General features: G+C 68.5%; 17 protein-coding genes. 10 read left to right on the top strand and 7 right to left on the bottom strand.

The features are described from left to right. Positions 1 to 122: 122 nt before the first annotated feature. The 6 genes from EAT49_RS13965 to EAT49_RS13940 form a co-directional block, all read right to left on the bottom strand. Positions 123 to 1,238, bottom strand: a complete 1,116-nt coding sequence (locus EAT49_RS13965; RefSeq protein ID WP_123642895.1) for an alpha/beta hydrolase family protein — start codon at positions 1,236 to 1,238, stop codon at positions 123 to 125. A gap of 56 nt (positions 1,239 to 1,294) precedes the next feature. Further along, positions 1,295 to 2,326 (bottom strand): ABC transporter substrate-binding protein, encoded by a 1,032-nt coding sequence (locus EAT49_RS13960; RefSeq protein WP_123642894.1) that lies wholly within the window; start codon positions 2,324 to 2,326, stop codon positions 1,295 to 1,297. A 41-nt stretch (positions 2,327 to 2,367) separates the two neighbouring features. After that, on the bottom strand, positions 2,368 to 3,243 hold the full coding sequence (locus tag EAT49_RS13955) for an ABC transporter permease (protein ID WP_123642893.1): 876 nt from the start codon (positions 3,241 to 3,243) through the stop codon (positions 2,368 to 2,370). Beyond that, positions 3,240 to 4,058, bottom strand: coding sequence for an ABC transporter ATP-binding protein (locus EAT49_RS13950; RefSeq protein WP_123642892.1), 819 nt, complete (start codon positions 4,056 to 4,058; stop codon positions 3,240 to 3,242). Before EAT49_RS13950 ends, EAT49_RS13955 begins: the two co-directional genes overlap by 4 nt. 68 nt (positions 4,059 to 4,126) lie before the next feature. Beyond that, on the bottom strand, positions 4,127 to 4,903 hold the full coding sequence (locus tag EAT49_RS13945; protein ID WP_123642891.1) for a glutathione S-transferase family protein: 777 nt from the start codon (positions 4,901 to 4,903) through the stop codon (positions 4,127 to 4,129). 165 nt (positions 4,904 to 5,068) lie between these two features. After that, positions 5,069 to 6,034, bottom strand: a complete 966-nt coding sequence (locus tag EAT49_RS13940) for an NAD(P)-dependent oxidoreductase (protein WP_123642890.1) — start codon at positions 6,032 to 6,034, stop codon at positions 5,069 to 5,071. A gap of 467 nt (positions 6,035 to 6,501) precedes the next feature. Between EAT49_RS13940 and EAT49_RS13935 the strand changes: the two genes are divergently transcribed. The 10 genes from EAT49_RS13935 to EAT49_RS13890 all read left to right on the top strand — a co-directional run bounded on the left by EAT49_RS13935 (position 6,502) and on the right by EAT49_RS13890 (position 16,435). After that, complete coding sequence (locus EAT49_RS13935) at positions 6,502 to 7,251, top strand: sulfite exporter TauE/SafE family protein (RefSeq protein WP_185020759.1); 750 nt, start codon at positions 6,502 to 6,504, stop codon at positions 7,249 to 7,251. 104 nt (positions 7,252 to 7,355) lie between these two features. Continuing rightward, on the top strand, positions 7,356 to 8,099 hold the full coding sequence (locus EAT49_RS13930; RefSeq protein WP_342773826.1) for a glycosyltransferase family 2 protein: 744 nt from the start codon (positions 7,356 to 7,358) through the stop codon (positions 8,097 to 8,099). Next, a complete protein-coding gene (locus EAT49_RS13925; protein ID WP_123642887.1) occupies positions 8,093 to 8,401 on the top strand; it encodes a lipid-A-disaccharide synthase N-terminal domain-containing protein in 309 nt (102 codons plus the stop codon). Before EAT49_RS13930 ends, EAT49_RS13925 begins: the two co-directional genes overlap by 7 nt. Then, complete coding sequence (locus EAT49_RS13920) at positions 8,398 to 10,011, top strand: ArnT family glycosyltransferase (RefSeq protein ID WP_123642886.1); 1,614 nt, start codon at positions 8,398 to 8,400, stop codon at positions 10,009 to 10,011. The genes EAT49_RS13925 and EAT49_RS13920 overlap by 4 nt, the downstream gene beginning before the upstream one ends. 184 nt (positions 10,012 to 10,195) lie before the next feature. Next, entirely contained in the window at positions 10,196 to 11,293 is a 1,098-nt protein-coding gene (locus tag EAT49_RS13915; protein WP_123642885.1) for an ABC transporter ATP-binding protein, read from the top strand. A 78-nt stretch (positions 11,294 to 11,371) separates the two neighbouring features. After that, positions 11,372 to 12,511 carry an extracellular solute-binding protein gene (locus EAT49_RS13910; protein ID WP_123642884.1) on the top strand — a complete coding sequence of 380 codons (1,140 nt, stop codon included), beginning with the start codon at positions 11,372 to 11,374 and terminating at the stop codon, positions 12,509 to 12,511. A 59-nt stretch (positions 12,512 to 12,570) separates the two neighbouring features. After that, positions 12,571 to 12,861 (top strand): DUF1330 domain-containing protein, encoded by a 291-nt coding sequence (locus EAT49_RS13905; protein WP_123642883.1) that lies wholly within the window; start codon positions 12,571 to 12,573, stop codon positions 12,859 to 12,861. Beyond that, positions 12,858 to 13,313, top strand: coding sequence for a VOC family protein (locus tag EAT49_RS13900; protein ID WP_185020758.1), 456 nt, complete (start codon positions 12,858 to 12,860; stop codon positions 13,311 to 13,313). The genes EAT49_RS13905 and EAT49_RS13900 overlap by 4 nt, the downstream gene beginning before the upstream one ends. A 139-nt stretch (positions 13,314 to 13,452) precedes the next feature. Continuing rightward, a complete protein-coding gene (locus EAT49_RS13895) occupies positions 13,453 to 15,174 on the top strand; it encodes an ABC transporter permease (protein WP_123642881.1) in 1,722 nt (573 codons plus the stop codon). 1 nt (position 15,175) lies between these two features. Continuing rightward, positions 15,176 to 16,435, top strand: a complete 1,260-nt coding sequence (locus EAT49_RS13890; protein WP_123642880.1) for an ABC transporter permease — start codon at positions 15,176 to 15,178, stop codon at positions 16,433 to 16,435. Positions 16,436 to 16,463: 28 nt separating this feature from the next. On the opposite strand, the gene EAT49_RS13885 is transcribed toward EAT49_RS13890, so the two are convergent. After that, a complete protein-coding gene (locus EAT49_RS13885; protein WP_123642879.1) occupies positions 16,464 to 17,393 on the bottom strand; it encodes an AEC family transporter in 930 nt (309 codons plus the stop codon). Positions 17,394 to 17,452 lie beyond the last annotated feature (59 nt).

Raw genomic sequence — 17,452 nt, 5'->3', positions numbered from 1 at the left:
GTCATGATCCACGCGCCGCTCGAAATCCACCGACGTATGACCCCACGCCGGCAAACGACCCTCCCAACGCCAGTGCGGATCAAGATCCATCGGCTGCAATACATTCGGCGTCAACGCCATGTTCATGGTGTCTCTCCTGAGGTCTGCGGTGACCGGGCCGCGAGGATATCCGCGAGCCAGTCGGCCACCTGGGTTCGATACTTGTAGGGTCGGTTGTTGGCGACGTGGGTGCCGTCCTCGATCATGTTCAGCACGACCGGACCCGCCACCGCCCCCGCCAGGCGCGCGGCATGGTCGGGGGGCAGGACGCGGTCGAGGGCGCCGCCCACGATGTAGGTCGGGCAGGCGATCCGGGGCGCGGCCTCCGCCAGCGTCATCGCGGCGGCCACCTCGCGCGCCTCGGCCTCGGTCCGGGCGAAGCAGCGCGCGGTGAAGGCGGCGCGCGTCAGCGGCGGCGCCCGGTCGAAGGCCTCGGCGAAATCGAAGGGCCCCGTGAGGGACACGCAGGCCTTGAGCCGCGGCTCGAACCCCGCGGCGCGGGGCGCGTAATAGCCGCCGAGGCTGACGCCCCAGACCGCCACCCGGGCCGCGTCCAGATCGGCGCGGGTCTCGATCCAGTCCACCACGGCGCGCACGGGCTCCTCGTAGGCGGGATGGATGGGCATGTCGTATTCCGCCTCGCCCTGTCCCGGCCCGTCGAAGGCCAGCGTGGCGAGGCCGCGGTCGAGGAAGACCTGCTCGTTCGTGTGCATCTCCTCCTTGGCGCTGTCGAGGCCCATGACCATGACGACGACCGGAGGGCGCTCCACCCCGCGCGGCCTGCGCAGGTTGCCATAAAGAACATGCCCGCCCCATGGAATCTCAACCCGCACCCCCGGCAGGTCGAGATGGGGCAGGGCGGCGTTGCGGGCGGCGACCGCCCGCAGATGCGCCGCGCGCATCTCCTCGGGGCGGTGCACGAAAAGGAACTTGCCGAAATGGTGGCAGACGCCGGCGGTGGTCCAGTGCTCCGCCGCGCTGCGCAGGTGCCCGCCATCCTCGGCGGCGCGGGCGAGGTCCTCGTGGACGGCGCCCCGCGCGACCCAGGCCGCGCACCAGCCGTCCCAGTCCGTAAGCGCGCCCGTCACGTCCTGGAAATCCGCGAGCGGCACGCCGTTGGCCACGAAGCGGTGCGACCAGTGGGCGGCGGCCGAGGCCACGCGGGGGTCGATCTGTCGGTCTGTCGTGACGGTGGTCATCTGCCTGTCTCGCTGGGGGACCGGCCCCGGGACTGACCCGGGGCCGGCAGGTGGGCTCAGAGACCCGCCTTGTACTCGGCCACTTCGGCCTCGACCTCGGCGCGGTCGAAATCGTTCGCCGTCTCGAGGAAATGGTCGTTCAGGATCTCGTCGGTGGCGAAGGCCTCGCCCAGCATGCCGACCTCGACCATCTCGTTCAGGACGCCCTCCCAGATCGGGTGGCGCACGTCGCCGTAGACCTCGCCGTCGGGCGTGTGCAGGCCCTGCGCCGCCTCGAGGAAGATCGTGCCGAGTTCCTCGTTGATCCAGTTCTCGGGATCGGCCTCCATCACCATGGCCTTCGTGGCCTCGAGATCGACGAGACCGGCATGGGCGGCTTTCGCCCAGGCCCGCAGGAAGCCCTGCATCACCTCCTCGCGGTCGCCGCCGATGGCATCGGCACGGATCGCGAAGTTGTTGGCGGGCATCTCGCTCATCTCGGGCGGCAGCACGCTGCGCACCTCGACGCCCTGGCTCGCGATCGCCACGAAGTCGGAGATCGCGCCGACGACCGCCGAGACCTGGCCGTTGTTGAGCGAGTTCGCCAGGAGCGGCGCGCTTTCGCCGAGAACGGCGATGGTCACGTCGTCCTCGCTCAGGCCGGCATGGCCGAGCGCGGCCAGAAGCAGACCGCGGTCGCTCTCGCCCACGATGCCGATGGTGGTCCCCGACAGATCGGCAAGGCTCTGGGCCTCGGCGCCGTCGAGCACGAAGATGCCCTCGACCGCGCCGTGCATCACCTCGTAGACCACGTCGAAGTCGAAGCCCCGCTCATGGGCGAGGATCACCTCCGACGGGTCGAGCGAGGCGATGTCCACCTGGCCGTTCTCGAGGAAGGCCGTGGACGGCAGGTCGCCGCCGTTCACGAGCTCCACCTGGACGCCCTCCTCGGCGAAGTAGCCCAGCGCCTCGCCCACGATCAGCGGGTACCAGGCGGTGTGCCGCGGCAGCGGCGTCAGGACGTTGATCTCCTGCAGATCCTGCGCGAAGGCCGGGGCCGCGGTCAGCGCGGTCGCAGCCATGAGGGCGGCTGTCAGTGTGTGTTTCATGTCGGGTCTCCTCCCTTGGTTCTGGTCTTCGGGGGCGGTCCTCAGGCGGACCGCTTGCCCAGAAGGTCGGAATGGCGTGCGCGCGCCTTCTTCGAGATGCGTGCCACGAGATCCTCGTGTTGCCAGTAGACGATGCGACGATCCGCGAAGGTCGCCATGAAGTAGAGCACGAGCCCCATGAACGTCAGCATGATCAGGCTGGCGAAGGCCTGGGGCAGCAGAAGCTGGAAGCTGAAGCGCTGGATCAGCACGCCGATCCCTTCGGAGGCGGAGACGAACTCGCCCACGATGGCGCCGATGAGAGCGAGGCTGATGCTGGTCTTGAAGCCCGCCATGATCACCGGCATCGCGCCGGGCAGCTGCAGATGGCGGAACACCTGCCACTTCGTGGCGCGCATCGAGTCGAACATCTCCTGGTTCTCGTAATCGACCTGCATCAGGCCGGTCAGCGCGTTGATGAACATCGGGAAGAAGCAGATGATCGCGGCAATGGCGATCTTCGGTTCCATGCCGAAGCCGAGCCAGGCGACGATGATCGGCGCGATGGCGATCCGCGGCGTCACCTGCAGAGCCACCATGTAGGGCTGCACCAGGCGGCGGAAGATCGGGTTGATCGCGGAAATGACCGCGATGCCCACGCCGAAGCTCGCGCCGATGGCGAAGCCCACGAGAACCTCGGTCAGGGTGACGAAGAAGTGGCTCCAGATGATGCCGCGCACGATGGCGAGGTCCCACCACGCGCCCACGACCGCGAAGGGAGAGGGCAGGATCAGGGCCGAGACCCAGTTGAACTGGACCGCCGCTTCCCAGATCGCGATGAAGCAGGCAAAGACCAGCAGGTGCTGGGCCCAGAGAGGAAAGCGGATGGCGGGGGCGGCCTTGGCCCGGCCCGCGGCGGAAGCGTCGGTCACGCTCATATCGTGCCTCCGAGAATGTCGCGGATCTCGAAGACCCGGCGGTTGAATGTGTCGTCCTTCATCAGCTCGATCTCCCGCGGGCGCGGCAGGTCGACGTCCACAACCTCGGCCAGCCGGCCGGGGCGCGGGGTCATCACGAACACCTTGTCGGCGAGGAACACCGCTTCCTGGATGTTGTGGGTGACGAAGAGGATCGTGGCCTTCACCTCGCGCTGGATGCGCAGAAGCTCCACGTTGAGGCGCTCTCGGGTGAACTCGTCGAGCGCGCCGAAGGGCTCGTCCAGAAGCAGGATCTCCGCGCCCGTGTTCAGCAGCCGCGCCAGCGCCACGCGCTGCTGCATGCCGCCCGAAAGCTGGCTCGGGTAGGAAAACTCGAAGCCCTCGAGACCGACGAGGTGCAGCAGGTCGATCGCCTTCTCGCGGTCGGCCTTGGAGGTGCGGCCCTTCTTGGCGAGCGTCACCGGCAGCATCACGTTCTCGAAGACGGATTTCCAGGCGAGCAGGGTGGGCTTCTGGAACATCATCCCGATCTCGGGACGCGGTCCGGCCATCGGCTGGCCCAGCACGTCGAGCGTGCCCGACGTGGGGAAGGTCAGACCCGCGACAAGGCGCAGGAACGTCGACTTGCCGCAGCCCGAGGGGCCGATGAGCGAGACGAACTCGCCCCGGCGGATGGTCGCGTTGATGTCCTCGAGGGCGACCACGGTCTCGCCGAAGATCTTGCCGACGGCCTTCGATGCGATGATGGCTTCGGAACTGGCAACTCCGGCGGCGGGGCCCTCTCGGGGTGTCTGGACTTGTGGCAAGGCGTTCATCGGTTCTCCCTGAATATCTGTGGCCCGCCCACCCGCCGGGCCGTGTCTTCGTGGTCTCGGCGCCCGTGTCAGGCGCTCTTCCGCTCCGCGCGCAACCGCGCGAGATGCGGGTATTTCTGCGTCAGCAGCGATCCGTGGTACCAGGTGGCGGCATGTTCCGGCCGCGCGCGCATGGTCTCGAACCAGGCGTCCACCATGGGCCGGTCGGCCCACATGTGACCGAGGTTGATGTCGTCCATCCGCACGATGACGGGCAGCACCGCGAGATCGGCAAGGCTGATCTCCGCGCCCATCAGGAACGGCCCGCCGCTCGCCTCGAGCCAGTCCGCCATGCGCGCGATGCCGCGCCCGAGCCGGCCCATGGCCTCGTCCATGTCCGCCTGCGGAAAGCCGGTACGCCCCATGCGCATCAGGAACTCCCGGCGCAGGGGCTTGCTGTCGCACAGCGCCTGGAAGTCCTCCTCGGACATGGACTGGAAATGCGGCAGGAACGCGAGGTTGTAGGACGGAATCCGGATCGCGGGCGTCGGCACCTCGTCGATGAAGCGCATCATCGCCCGCATCTGTGCGGCGGCCACCGGGTCGGCGGGCCGCATCGGCGCCACGTCGCCCCGCGTGTCTTCGAGGTATTCGAGGATCACCGCGCTGTCGACGATCACGGCATCGCCGTCCACCAGCGTCGGCACCACCCCGTTCGGGTTGAGCGACAGATACTCGGGCTTCAGCTGATCGCCGGAGAAGAGGTCGAGCTTCACCTCCTCGAAGGCCAGCCCCTTGGCATGGAGCGCGAAGCGCACGCGCTGCGAGCAGGTCGACTGCGGCGCGTTGTAGAGCGTCAGCGCCATGATGCCGCCCCTGCAGGCGACCGTCTCAGCCGCGTCGCCGGGTGTGCGTCGGAACCCATGTGTCTCTCCTCCCATCTGTCCGGGCGGAGGCTCCTCCCCCCGGGGTGCATCGCCGCGTCCAGCCGTCCCCTCGAGGCGGTCGCGGCGATGCGATCCGGCGCGGCCCTACTCGGCCGCTTCCGGCACCTCGAGCCCGGTCGGGTAGGGGCTGTCCTCGCTCTCGAGCTTGATGCCCGCCTGCGCCGCCACCGTCTCCAGAAGCATGGCGAAATCCGCGGCCAGATAGGCCTCCGGATCGTCCGACGCCTGCGCCATGCCGATATGCTGCTGGAGCGCCTCGCGCGTGGCCGCGGTCACCGGCATCGGCACCTCCAGCGCCCGCCCGGCGCCGAGGCCCAGATCGAGGTCCTTGCGCAGCAGCGCCGAGGTGAAGGTCGTCGTCCAGTCGAGGTTCACCAGCGCGTTCGTCTTGTAGCGCGTGAAGATCGAGCCCATCACCGAGTTGTTCATGAAGTCGAGGAAGGCCCGGCGCGGCACGCCCGCCTTCTCGGCGAGGATGGTGATCTCCGCGAGGTTCTGCGTCACCACGCCCAGCATCACGTTGTGCGCGATCTTGCAGAACCGGGCGAGCTCGCCCTCGCCCACATAGGACACGCCCATGGGCGCCACCGCGCCGATGATGTCCTTGACCTTCTCGAATGTCGCCTCGGGGCCCGAGACCACCGCCGAGAGCTTGCCCGACTTCACGCACTTGCCGTTGCCGGACACGGGCGAGCACAGGAACTCCGCCCCGCGGGCGGTCACGCGCTCGCGCAGCGCCGCCGATTCCTCGGTCGAGATCGACGACCAGTCCACCATGATCCCCGGCGTCGCGTCGCCCGAAAGCACGCCGTTCTCGCCGAAATAGACCTGCTCCACGTCCTTGCCGGTGGATACCATGGTGCAGAACACGTCCACCGACGCCAGATCCGCGGGGCTGTCCACGAGGGTCGCGCCCTTCGCGGCAAGAGGCTCCGCCTTCGCGCGAGTGCGGTTCCAGATCCGCACCTCGTAGCCCGCCTTCACCAGCCGTTCGGCCATGGGATAGCCCATCCGGCCCATCCCGACCCAACCGATCACAAGACCCGCCATACTTGATCTCCTTCCCTAACGTCCTGTCCTGTTCGTCCTGCCGTCGGGCCGTCTCGCGCCCCGGAGCAAACCATGAGCCATGGGGCGGCGCCCCATCTCGTCAACCTGGCGGACCGGAACCCGTCCCGCCCCGCCTGCCGCCGACGGACCTACCCGCCGACTCGACCGCGAAGGGTCTGTGCAATCGGTTGCGAGCAGGCTATGGATCGAGTCGCCGGCGGTCAAGAGCAATTCGCAAACGATTTCCGAGGCGGCCGTCCGGGGCGGATCTGGAAAGGGGCAGGGACCATAATGCCAATGCAGCATAGCCTTGACCGGAGCGTGCTTTCGCTGGAATGCCGTCCGCCGAGCCGGGCAGGCTCCCGTCGCGGAAGCCCCCCGGCCGAGGGCGCCGTTGCTGCGTCTGCAAACCTTTGCACGCTCCGCCGGGCCGGGTCGCCCGCCCCTGGCCGGGGGCGGGCGGGGCGATGAGCGCGATCGACCCGCTCGCGATCCTGACCATCGTCGTGGCGCTCGGCCTCGGCGGCTTCGTCAAGGGCGCCACCGGCTCCGGCGCGCCGCTGATCGCCGTCCCGGTGATCGCCGCCTTCTACGACGTCCGATTCGCGATCGTGGTCATGGTCGTGCCCAACATCGTGCTGAACGTGATGCAGGTCTGGTCCTACCGCCAGCATGTCACGGGCCGGGGAGTCGCGCTCTGGATGTGCGTCGGCGCCGTGCCCGGCATGGCGATCGGCACCCTGCTGCTGTCGCGGCTGCCCGCCGAGGCGCTGAAGCTGGGCCTCGGCGTGATCCTCGTCATCTATCTCGTGCTGCGGCTCGTCGATCCGGATTTCGCTCTCCCCCCGCGGGTCGCCCTTCGGCTGAGCCTGCCCGTGGGCGTCATGGGCGGCATCCTGCAGGGCGCGGCGGGCATGTCCGGGCCGCTCGCCATGCTGTTCCTGAGCACCCAGAGCCTCGCCCGGCCGGTGTTCATCGCCACGATCTCGGTCTTCTACCTGACGAACGCCGTGGTGCAGGCGCCCGCGCTCTGGGCCGAGGGGCTGCTGACTGCGGAGGGGATGATCTTCAGCACCATCGCCCTCGTGCCTGTGCTGGTGGCGATGCCGCTGGGGGGACGCGTCGGCCGGCGGATGTCCACCGAGACCTTCAACCGCTGGATCCTCGTCCTGATCGCGGTGCTTGCGGTGCGGCTTCTCTGGCGTGCCTTCGCCTGAGCGTCCCGGTCCCGCCGGCCTTGCTTGACAAGGGGGAGGGCGGCGACTAGCGCGCCTTCATGCTCCCCGCCGGCCCTCATTCCGCGTCGCCCGACCCCGTTCGCGTGGCCGTCGTGATCCCCGCCCATGACGAGGCCGCGGCCATCGCGGGCGTGGTGCGCGGGGTCCTTTCCGCCGGGACCGCCTTTCCCCTCTCCGAGGTGATCGTGACCGACGACGGCTCGCGCGATTCCACCGCCCGCATCCTTGCCGAGCTCGCCGCCGAGGAGCCGCGCCTGACCGTCGTGACCCACCCCCGCGCGGCGGGGCAGAGCGCGGCGATCCACAGCGCCGTGCGCCGGGCCACGGCGCCCGTGGTGGCGATGCTCGACGGCGACGGGCAGAACCCGCCCGAGGACCTGCCGAAGCTGATCGCGCCCTTCCTTGACGACGCCCCGGCGCGGCTGGGCCTTGTCGCGGGGCAGCGCGTCGGGCGCCGCGACACGCTCTCCAAGCGCCTCGCCTCGGGCTTCGCCAACCGCCTGCGCGGGGCGCTCCTGCAGGACGGCACGCGCGACACCGGCTGCGGGCTCAAGGCATTCCGGCGCGACGCCTTCCTGATGCTGCCCTATTTCGATCACATGCACCGCTACCTGCCCGCGCTCTTCCAGCGCGACGGCTGGGAGGTGCGCCATGTCGATGTCGGCCACCGGCCCCGCGAGGGCGGGCGGTCGAAATACACCAATCTCGGGCGCGGGCTCGTGGGGGCGGTCGATCTCGTCGGCGTGTCCTGGCTGATCCGCCGCCGCAAGCGCGCGCTCACCCCGGCGGACCTGCTGGCGGGCGGACAGGACGGACCGACATGCTAGAGGCGCTGAAGACCTTTCTCCATGTGGACAGCACCGCGGAGCTGACATGGGTGGCGGTGGGCCTGATCGGCCAGCTCGCCTTCACCGCCCGCTTTCTCGTGCAGTGGATCGCCTCCGAACGGATCGGCCGGTCCACCATTCCCGTGGCCTTCTGGTACTGCTCCATCGTCGGAGGGGCGATCCTGCTGAGCTATGCGATCTACCGCCGCGACCCGGTGTTCATCCTCGGGCAGTCCATGGGCGTGCTGATCTATGCGCGGAATCTCTGGCTGATCCGCCGCGAGAGGCTCGAGACGCAATGACGGCCCTCGCCGCCAGGGCCTGGGACCTCTTCCGCCGCTATCCGCTGACCTTCGCCGCGCTCCTGATCGCGGTGCAGTGCCTGCCCGCGCTCGAGGCGCGCTGGTTCTGGTTTTCCGACGAGGTGCGCTATGCCGAGGTCTATTCGAACCTCGTCGAGGGCGGGCACTGGATCGTCCTGAACCTCAACGGCGTGCCCTATCCCGACAAGCCGCCGCTGTTCTTCCTGATGCTGGCTGCGCTCGACCTGATCCCCGGCGTGGGGATGCCCGGGGTGATGTTCCTCGGCTCGGCGGTCTCGGGCTGGTTTCTTCTCTTCGCCGTCACGCGGCTGGGCGCGGCGCTCGGTCTGTCGCGCGATGCGCAGGCGGCGGGGGTGGCGGCGACGCTCTGCCTCTTCGGGGTGATCCTGCATCTTCACTACGTCCGCATGGATCTCCTGTTCGTCGCGCTGATGCTCTGGGCGCAGGCGCTGATGCTGCGCTTCCATCTCCACGGCGCGGGCCGCGCCGCGCTCATCGCGGGCTACGCGCTCGGCGGTCTCGCGGTGCTGGTGAAGGGCCCCCTCGGCCTCCTCCTGCCCATGGTCGCGGCCTGGGCGGCGGGCCTCTGGGCCGGCCGCTGGCGCCCCGTCCTGTCGCTCTCGACCCTCGCGGGCCTCGGGGTGGCCGCTCTGGTGATGTCGTCCTGGGCCCTCGGCATCGTGCTCGTCGAGGGCTGGGACTTCTTCGCGCGCGAGATCATCGGCCAGCAGGTCGTCGCCCGCGCCACAGACACCTTCCACCACGCCGAACCCTGGACCTTCTACTTCGGCGTCCTGCCGGTGCTCATGCTCCCCTGGACCGGCATGGTCGCGGCCCTCCCGTGGCGCCGCTTGCCCCGCTGGCTGCCCGGCCTCCGCGCCACCCTCGGCGCGCCGGGACCCGTCACCGCCCTTGCCCTCGGCGCCCTCGTCCACTTCGCGATCATGTCCACCCTCGACGGCAAGGTGGCGGTCTACCTGCTGCCCGTCATGGCGCAGCTCGCTCTCCTTCTCGGCGCCCTGTCGCTGAGCCACGACCTCCGTCCCGGCTGGATCGCCACAGGCGCCCTCACCGCCCTCTGCGGCGCGGCCCTTCTCGTCCTCGCCGTCCTCCCCGAGGGCGAGGGTCTGCGCGCCGGCGCGCTCCTCTGCGGCGCGCTCCTGCTGCCCGTCGGCGCCGCCCTGATCCTGCGCGCCCGCTCCGGCGGCCCGGCCCTCGCCGCGCTCACCCTGTCGCTCACCGCCTGGGGCCTCGCCCTCGCCCTCGTGCTCCTGCCGGGCCTGAACGAGCGCGCCTCCACCCGCATCCCGGCGGAACTCCTCGCCGCCTACGCCGAAAGGGGCTACACCCCCGTCGCCCACCGCACCTATCCCGGCATCTATTCCTACTACGCCGGCCGCGACATCCTGCAGATCGACGACCCCGAGGCCCTGAAAGCCCTCGCCGGAGAGGGCACGCCCCTCGTGATCGCCGTGCGCCGCGCGCGCTGGGAGGGGCTCGACCTCGAGGGATTCGAGATCATCGACGACCGCCCGATCCAGGGCGCAGGACCCGACTACCTCGTCCTGATCCGCCCGCCGCCGGGCTGACCGCCCCGGCCGATCCGCAGGCTGCGACATTTTTCGGAACCCTGCACAGGGGAACCGCGTTGGACCCCAAATTTTATGCGATCGGCGCGGATTTCCGCGATTGGGTTGCAATTCGAAGGGCCGACCTGTTTATTCGGTGCTCAGACAAGGCGGAAAACCGCCGGGACAACACGGGGAGCCTCTTTTGGCGGATACTGCGACCGGCACGGCGTTCGTTGCCTTTGAGCGCGTTCAGAAAAGCTATGACGGCGAAAGCCTCGTCGTCAAAGACCTCAACCTCGACATGCCGAAGGGCGAGTTCCTGACGATGCTGGGGCCCTCGGGCTCGGGCAAGACCACCTGTCTGATGATGCTGGCCGGCTTCGAGACCGCCACCCACGGCGAGATCAAGCTCGACGGCAAGCCGATCAACAACATTCCCCCGCACAAGCGCGGAATCGGCATGGTGTTCCAGAACTACGCGCTGTTTCCGCACATGACTGTTGCGGAAAATCTCGCCTTCCCCCTCGAGGTGCGCAAGATCGGCAAATCCGAGCGCGAGCAGAAGGTGAAACGCGCTCTCGACATGGTGCAGATGGGCGCATTCGGCGGCCGTCGCCCGGCGCAAATGTCCGGCGGGCAGCAGCAGCGAATTGCCCTCGCCCGCGCGCTGGTGTTCGAGCCCGAGCTGGTGCTCATGGACGAGCCTCTGGGCGCCCTCGACAAGCAGCTCCGGGAGAGCCTCCAGTTCGAGATCACGAACCTCGCCCACGAGCTGGGAATCACCGTGGTCTACGTCACCCACGACCAGACCGAGGCACTGACCATGTCCGACCGCGTGGCGGTCTTCGACGACGGTCGCATCCAGCAGCTCGCCCCGCCGGACGAGCTCTACGAGCGGCCGCAGAACAGCTTCGTCGCCCAGTTCATCGGCGAGAACAACACGCTCGAGGGCCGCGTGACGCAGATCTCCGGCGACGCCTGCGTCGTGCAGCTCGACAACGGCGAGGAGATCGACGCGACGCCGGTCAACGTCTCCGGCGTGGGCGACCGCACGCTGGTGTCGATCCGCCCCGAGCGGGTGGAGATCGACCCGCAGCTCGGTCCTGATGCCCACACGCTCAAGGCCGAGGTGAAGGAATTCATCTACATGGGCGACACGTTCCGGACGCGCCTCAGCGTGGCCGGCAACGACAATTTCATCGTCAAGACACGCAACCGCGCCGATCAGGTCCGGCTGCGTCCCGGGCAGCACGTCACCATCGGCTGGCTGCCCCGCGACTGTCGCGCGCTCGACGCCTGAGCCGCCGGCAAAGGGGGCCGTGCCCGCCCGGGGCCGCAGTCCTCTGTCAACGTGAATCCGGGCAAACGGGAGACCCGAATGAAAATGACAAAGCTTCTGATGACGACGACGGCGCTGACCCTCGCGGCCGGCGTGTCCTTCGCTCAGGACATGGAGAGCCCTGTCGCGGGTGAGCCCATGGCAGACGACCTGACCTTCGTCAGCTGGGGGGGCGCCTATCAGAACTCCCAGCAGCAGGCCTATGTCGTGCCGTACCTGGAAATGAACCCCGACGTCTCGATCTCCTGGGACGAGCGGTCGGCCGAGGCCGTGGCCAACCTGCGCGCCATGTTCGAGGCCGACAACGTGACCTGGGATCTCGTGGACGTGGTGGCCTCCGACGCCATCCGCCTCTGCGACGAGGGCCTCGCCATGGAAGTCGACCATGACGAGATCCTCGCTCCCGCGCCCGACGGCACCCCGGCCTCCGAGGACTTCGGCGACCTGATCGTGTCCGACTGCTACATTCCGCAGATCGTCTACTCGACGACCTTCGGCTACCGCACCGATGTCGAGGCCTGGGGCGACAACGTTCCGCAGGACGTCTGTGCCGTGTTCGATCTGGAAACCTTCCCGGGCCAGCGGTCGCTCGAGCGGCGCCCGATCAACAACATGGAATGGGCGCTTCTGTGTGACGGCGTCGCGAAGGAGGACATCTACGACGTCCTCGAGACCGAGGAAGGCGTCCAGCAGGCCTTCGCGAAGCTCGACACGATCAAGGACCAGGTCGTCTGGTGGAACGCCGGCGCCGACACGCCGCAGCTTCTCGCCGACGGCGAGATCGTCATGGGCTCCACGTACAACGGCCGCCTGTTCTCGGCGATCGTGGAGCAGGACCAGCCCATCGAGATGCTCTGGGACGCGCAGGTCTTCGACCTCGACGGCTGGATCATCCCGGCCGACCTGCCCGAGGAGCGCCTGAACCGGGTGCTGGACTTCCTGTGGTTCGCCACGGACACCCAGCGTCTCGCCGACCAGGCCGCCTACATCTCCTACGGCCCGGCCCGTGCGAGCTCGGCTCCGCTCGTTGGCACCCATGCGGAACTCGGTGTCGAGATGGCGCCGCACATGCCGACGGCGCCCGAGAACTCGCAGAACATCTTCGTCTACAACTACGAGTGGTGGGCGGACTATCGCGATGACCTGGACGCCCAGTTCCAGGCCTGGCTCGCCCAGTAAGCGATCTGCGCAGGCCGGGCCCCGGGCCCGGCCTGCCGCACCAGAGGGGGATGCGACACATGGCCAAGGCCTACTGGATGGTGCACCTGTCCGTGACGGACTCGGAAGCCTACAGGCCCTACGTCGAGGCCGCTCCGTCGGCCCTCGCCGAATTCGGCGGGCGCTATCTGGTCCGCGCCGGCCAGTCCGAGACGCCCGAGGGGGAGATGCCCCATTCGCGGCACGTCCTGATCGAGTTTCCCAGCTACGAGGCCGCCCTGGCCGCCTACCGGTCCGACGCCTACCAGGCCGTGGTCGGCATCCGGCATGCCAACTCGACCGGCACGCTGACCATCGTGGAGGGCGTGTGAGCGGGTCGGCCGCAGCGGAGCCGTGGATCGCGCCCGGTCGGTCGCGCGTGTCCAGCTTTCTGGTCTGCCCGGAGGCCGATGCCGTGCTGGCCTTCGCCCGCGAGGTCTTCGGCGCCGAGGACATCCGCCCGGCGCTCTATCGCCGGGGCGGGGCGCTCTGGAACGCCGAGTTGTCCATCGGCGGCTCCACGATCATGGTCGGGGCGTCGCGGCTCGGTTTCTCGCGACCCGGCTTCGTCTATGTGCACGTCCCCGACGCCCGGGCCACCTTCGACGCCGCCGTCGCGGCGGGGGCGCAGCCGGTGATGCCGCTCGCCGCGCAGTTCTACGGCGATCTCGACGGCGGGGTGGAGGACATGGGCGGAAACTGGTGGTGGATGTCCACCCACGAACGGAGCCTGTCCCCCGACGAGATCGAGGCCGGCGCCCGCCGGCAGGAGGCTGCCGCATGAGCCGGCCGCTCCGTCTTTCCGCCCCTGTGGATAACCTGTGGATAGATTCGTTTATCCATGGATTTCAAATTCTTGATGGGGTGTCCACGCGTGGACGCTTTCCCCGAATCCCGCGCCAGACCGAAACGGAGGTCCGCCGATGACCGACGCCGCCGCCAGCCCGGACAAGATCACCGGACCGACGCCCGACACCGCCATCCGCGACGCCGAACGCGCCGACGGGCCGATGGTGGCCGCCGACGGCCGGCCCCTGAAGCAGAGCCTGAACCGCGCCCTGCGCCGCCAGAAGATGCGCGCGCTCGCCCTGATCGCGCCGCTCCTGCTCTTCATCCTGCTGACCTTCCTCATCCCCATCGGCCAGATGCTGTTCCGCTCGGTCGAGAACCAGATCGTCACCGACACGCTGCCCCGCACCGTCGTGTCGATCTCCGACTGGGACGCCGCCGGCGGCGAACCTCCAAGCCAGGAGGTCTTCGCCGATTTCGCCCGCGATCTGACGCTCGCCGCCGAGCAGCGGATGCACACCCGCCTCGGCAGCCGCCTCAACTACGAACAGCCCGGCATCTCCTCCCTCTTCCGTCAGGCCGGCCGGGGCATGACCGACATGGGCGAGGAGGTGATGGAGAGCCTCGTCGCCGCCGAACCCGCCTGGGAGGAGGCGCAGACCTGGGTCGATCTCTTCGGAACGCCGGACTGGCAGGCCGAGAACGCCGACTGGCTTGTCCTGAAGGACGAGGGCGGCATGCGCTTCAGCATCCCGCCGCCGGAGTTCGAGTTCCGTCCCGAAGCCCGCGAGGCGCTGCCCCGCACCGCCGACGCCTTCGCCGATTTCGAGCTCTTCTCCCGCGTCGACGACATCGAGAGCGTGGCCGAGGAAACGCCCTGGCCCCTCGTCCACGTCTCGCTCGCGGAGGACCTCGCCGCCAATCCCGGGGCCGTCGAGGCGTTCGACGGGGAAACCCGCGCGCGTCTGGAGGCGGTGCTGCCCGTCGCCGAGGCGGAGATGCCCTTCGACTACCGCGCCGCCTTCGCCGAGATGGACGAGGACTGGCTCGAGGTATCCTTCTGGGAGACGCTGCAGACCTTCTCGACGCCCTTCACCTCCGGCTACTTCCTGACCGCCGCGGACCGCAAGCTCACCGCGGACGGCGTGCAGATGGTCCCGGAGGACCAGCGCATCTACGGAACGCTGTTCCTGCGGACGATGGTCATGTCCCTCGGGATCACCCTGTCGTGCATCCTGCTCGGCTATCCCGTCGCCTGGCTGCTGGCGAACCTTCCCCTGCGCACGGCGAACGTGCTGATGATCCTCGTGCTCCTGCCGTTCTGGACCTCGCTTCTCGTGCGGACCAGTGCCTGGAAGGTGCTCCTGCAGCAGCAGGGGGTGATCAACGACCTTCTGGTCTGGCTCAACATCATCTCGGATGCGAACCGCCTCGTGCTGATCAACAACCAGACCGGCACGATCATCGCCATGACGCACATCCTGCTGCCCTTCATGATCCTGCCGCTCTACTCGGTGATGAAGACCATCCCGCCCTCCTACCTGCGCGCGGCGAAGTCGCTGGGGGCCACCAACTGGACGGCCTTCTGGCGGGTCTATTTCCCGCAATCGGTGCCGGGCATCGGCGCGGGGAGCATCCTCGTCTTCATCCTCGCCATCGGCTACTACATCACGCCGGAGATCGTCGGCGGCACCCGGGGCGTCTTCATCTCGAACCGGATCGCCTTCCACATCTCGACCTCGCTCAACTGGGGCCTCGCGGCGGCGCTGGGGACGATCCTGCTGGCGCTCGTGCTGGTGCTCTACTGGCTCTACGACCGGATCGTGGGCATCGACAACGTGAAGCTGGGAGGCTGAGATGACCGACGCCGTCACAAATCCCGCAAACGCCACCAAGGGGCTGCCCTCCCTCGCCGGCTTCTCGGCGCCCATCGTGGCGGGGCTCGGCCTGATCCTCGGCTATCTCGGGGGCAATGCCGCGGGCCTCGGCCTCGTGGGTGCCCTCGTGGGCGCGGCCCTGGGCGCGCTCCTCGCCTATGCCGCCGCGGGCGCGTTCGATGCGGCCTCGCCGGTGAAGTTCGCGTCGAACCGGACGGCCGGTCGCTGGACCATGATCGCCCTCTACGGGCTGATCGGCCTCGCGCTCGGGCTCGTGCCCGGCCTGGTCGCCGGCGTGCTGATCGGTGCCGTGATGAGCTGGTTTGCCTACTGGATCGTGCGTGGCGACTACCGCAAGGGCGTGCCGCCCTATGCCACGCCGGGGCAGGTCCTCTGGCACAATGCCTTTCTCTTCATCTGCGGCGCGATCTTCTTCTTCCTGATCGCGCCCATCGTCACGATCATCCCGCTCAGCTTCAACGCGGAGGCGTTCTTCACCTTCACCCCAGAGATGCTGGCGCTCGACCCCGCGGGCTATTCCCTGAGGCACTACGAGGACTTCTTCACCAATTCCGACTGGCAGCTCGCCATGCGGAACTCGCTGATCATCGCCCCCTTTGCGACCATCATCGCGGTGACCCTGGGAACGGTCGCGGCCATCGGCCTCTCGCAGTCCCACGTCCCGGGGCGGCAGGCGATCATGGCGATCCTGATCTCTCCGATGATCGTGCCGCTGATCATCTCGGCCACGGGGATGTTCTTCTTCTATTCGGCCATGGGCAACTGGCTCGAGGCCAACCTCGGCATGAGCCGGGAACTCACGGGCTATATCAAGGTGATCCTCGCCCATGCGGCGCTCGGCATCCCCTTCGTCATCATCACCGTGACGGCCACTCTGGTGGGCTTCGACAGGTCGCTGACCCGTGCCTCGGCGAATCTGGGGGCGGGGCCGGTGCGAACCTTCTTCAAGGTGCAGATGCCGCTGATCCTGCCGGGGGTGATCTCGGGCGGGCTCTTTGCCTTCATCACCTCGTTCGACGAGGTGGTGGTGGTGCTCTTCGTCGGCGCCGCGGCGCAGAAGACGCTGCCGTGGCAGATGTTCATCGGGCTGAGAGAACAGGTCTCGCCCACCATTCTCGCGGTGGCGACGATCCTCGTGACCTTCTCGATCATCCTGCTGACCACGGTGGAACTCCTGCGCCGCCGCTCGGAAAGGCTGCGTGGCATGAGCCCGGGCTGATCCGGGGATCATCGAAGGATCGGGGGCCTCAGGGCAGGATCGCGAGCCAGACCCACACGCTGAGGATCGACAGTCCGGTCCCCATCAACACCCCGGAGGCCGCGACGCGCCGCGCGGCCCCGTAGAGATTGGCGAAGACATAGGTGCTGACCCCCGGCGCCATTGCCGCCGTCACCACCGCCGAGCGCAGGGCCTCCGTCCCGAGCCCGAGCGCCGTGCCGAGGGCGTAGGCGATCGCGGGATGCAGAACGAGGCTGATCGCGCAGACGAAGAGGATCACCCGCATGTCGCCCGCGGGCCTGTAGCGGTAGAGCACGCCCCCGAGCGAGAAGAGCGCCACGGGAATGGCCGCTCCGACCATCAGGTCGAGCGCGTCGGCCATGACGCCCGGCATCGGCAGCCCGCCGAGGTTCACGACGAACCCCAGAGAGATTCCAACGATGAGCGGGTTCGAGAGGATCGCCTTCAGCACCTTCTTCGGGATGTGCCGCGCCGGGGCGCCGCGCGACCGGGCGATCTCCATGCAGGTGATGGCCACGCCGTAGCACAGCGGCGAATGCACGGCGATGATCGCGAAATTGCCGGTGAGCGAGTCGGGGCCGAAGGCGCGCTCCATGATCGGCAGGCCCAGCAGGACCGTGTTCGAGAAGAGCCCGCAGAACCCGATGGCGACCGAGTCCTCCCAGTTCCGCCCGAAAACGTACCGCCCGCCGAGAAGCCCGAGGGCAAAGCCCGAGAAGGCGCCCGCGTAGAAGCTCACGAGAAGCCGCCAGTCGAAGCTCGCGCCGAGATCGAGCGTGGAAATCGCCAGGAACAGCAGGCAGGGGATCGCGAAGGTCTGGGTGAAATAGACCAGCGCATCCACATCGGCATCGGTGAAGAAGCCGCGCCAGCGCACCACGTAGCCGAAGCCGATCACCAGGAAGACCGGCAGGATGACCGTCAGGAGCCCGCTCATCCGGCGCGGCGCACAGGGGGAACGGCGGGAGCCTCCGGCGGGGATATTTGCAGGCCCAA

The sequence above is a fragment of the Histidinibacterium lentulum genome (assembly GCF_003789055.1).
GTDB classification, from domain to species: domain Bacteria; phylum Pseudomonadota; class Alphaproteobacteria; order Rhodobacterales; family Rhodobacteraceae; genus Oceanicola; species Oceanicola lentulus.
Note: the sequence above shows the minus strand (reverse complement) of the source record. Positions and strands in the feature narration are given on the sequence as shown.

What these genes read in the sequence shown, in the direction of transcription:
- EAT49_RS13965 (WP_123642895.1), bottom strand. Translation starts at nt 1,238, where the DNA reads ATGACCACCGTCACGACAGACCGACAGATCGACCCCCGCGTGGCCTCG.
- EAT49_RS13960 (WP_123642894.1), bottom strand. Translation starts at nt 2,326, where the DNA reads ATGAAACACACACTGACAGCCGCCCTCATGGCTGCGACCGCGCTGACC.
- EAT49_RS13955 (WP_123642893.1), bottom strand. Translation starts at nt 3,243, where the DNA reads ATGAGCGTGACCGACGCTTCCGCCGCGGGCCGGGCCAAGGCCGCCCCC.
- EAT49_RS13950 (WP_123642892.1), bottom strand. Translation starts at nt 4,058, where the DNA reads ATGAACGCCTTGCCACAAGTCCAGACACCCCGAGAGGGCCCCGCCGCC.
- EAT49_RS13945 (WP_123642891.1), bottom strand. Translation starts at nt 4,903, where the DNA reads ATGGCGCTGACGCTCTACAACGCGCCGCAGTCGACCTGCTCGCAGCGC.
- EAT49_RS13940 (WP_123642890.1), bottom strand. Translation starts at nt 6,034, where the DNA reads ATGGCGGGTCTTGTGATCGGTTGGGTCGGGATGGGCCGGATGGGCTAT.
- EAT49_RS13935 (WP_185020759.1), top strand. Translation starts at nt 6,502, where the DNA reads ATGAGCGCGATCGACCCGCTCGCGATCCTGACCATCGTCGTGGCGCTC.
- EAT49_RS13925 (WP_123642887.1), top strand. Translation starts at nt 8,093, where the DNA reads ATGCTAGAGGCGCTGAAGACCTTTCTCCATGTGGACAGCACCGCGGAG.
- EAT49_RS13920 (WP_123642886.1), top strand. Translation starts at nt 8,398, where the DNA reads ATGACGGCCCTCGCCGCCAGGGCCTGGGACCTCTTCCGCCGCTATCCG.
- EAT49_RS13910 (WP_123642884.1), top strand. Translation starts at nt 11,372, where the DNA reads ATGAAAATGACAAAGCTTCTGATGACGACGACGGCGCTGACCCTCGCG.
- EAT49_RS13905 (WP_123642883.1), top strand. Translation starts at nt 12,571, where the DNA reads ATGGCCAAGGCCTACTGGATGGTGCACCTGTCCGTGACGGACTCGGAA.
- EAT49_RS13895 (WP_123642881.1), top strand. Translation starts at nt 13,453, where the DNA reads ATGACCGACGCCGCCGCCAGCCCGGACAAGATCACCGGACCGACGCCC.
- EAT49_RS13890 (WP_123642880.1), top strand. Translation starts at nt 15,176, where the DNA reads ATGACCGACGCCGTCACAAATCCCGCAAACGCCACCAAGGGGCTGCCC.
- EAT49_RS13885 (WP_123642879.1), bottom strand. Translation starts at nt 17,393, where the DNA reads ATGAGCGGGCTCCTGACGGTCATCCTGCCGGTCTTCCTGGTGATCGGC.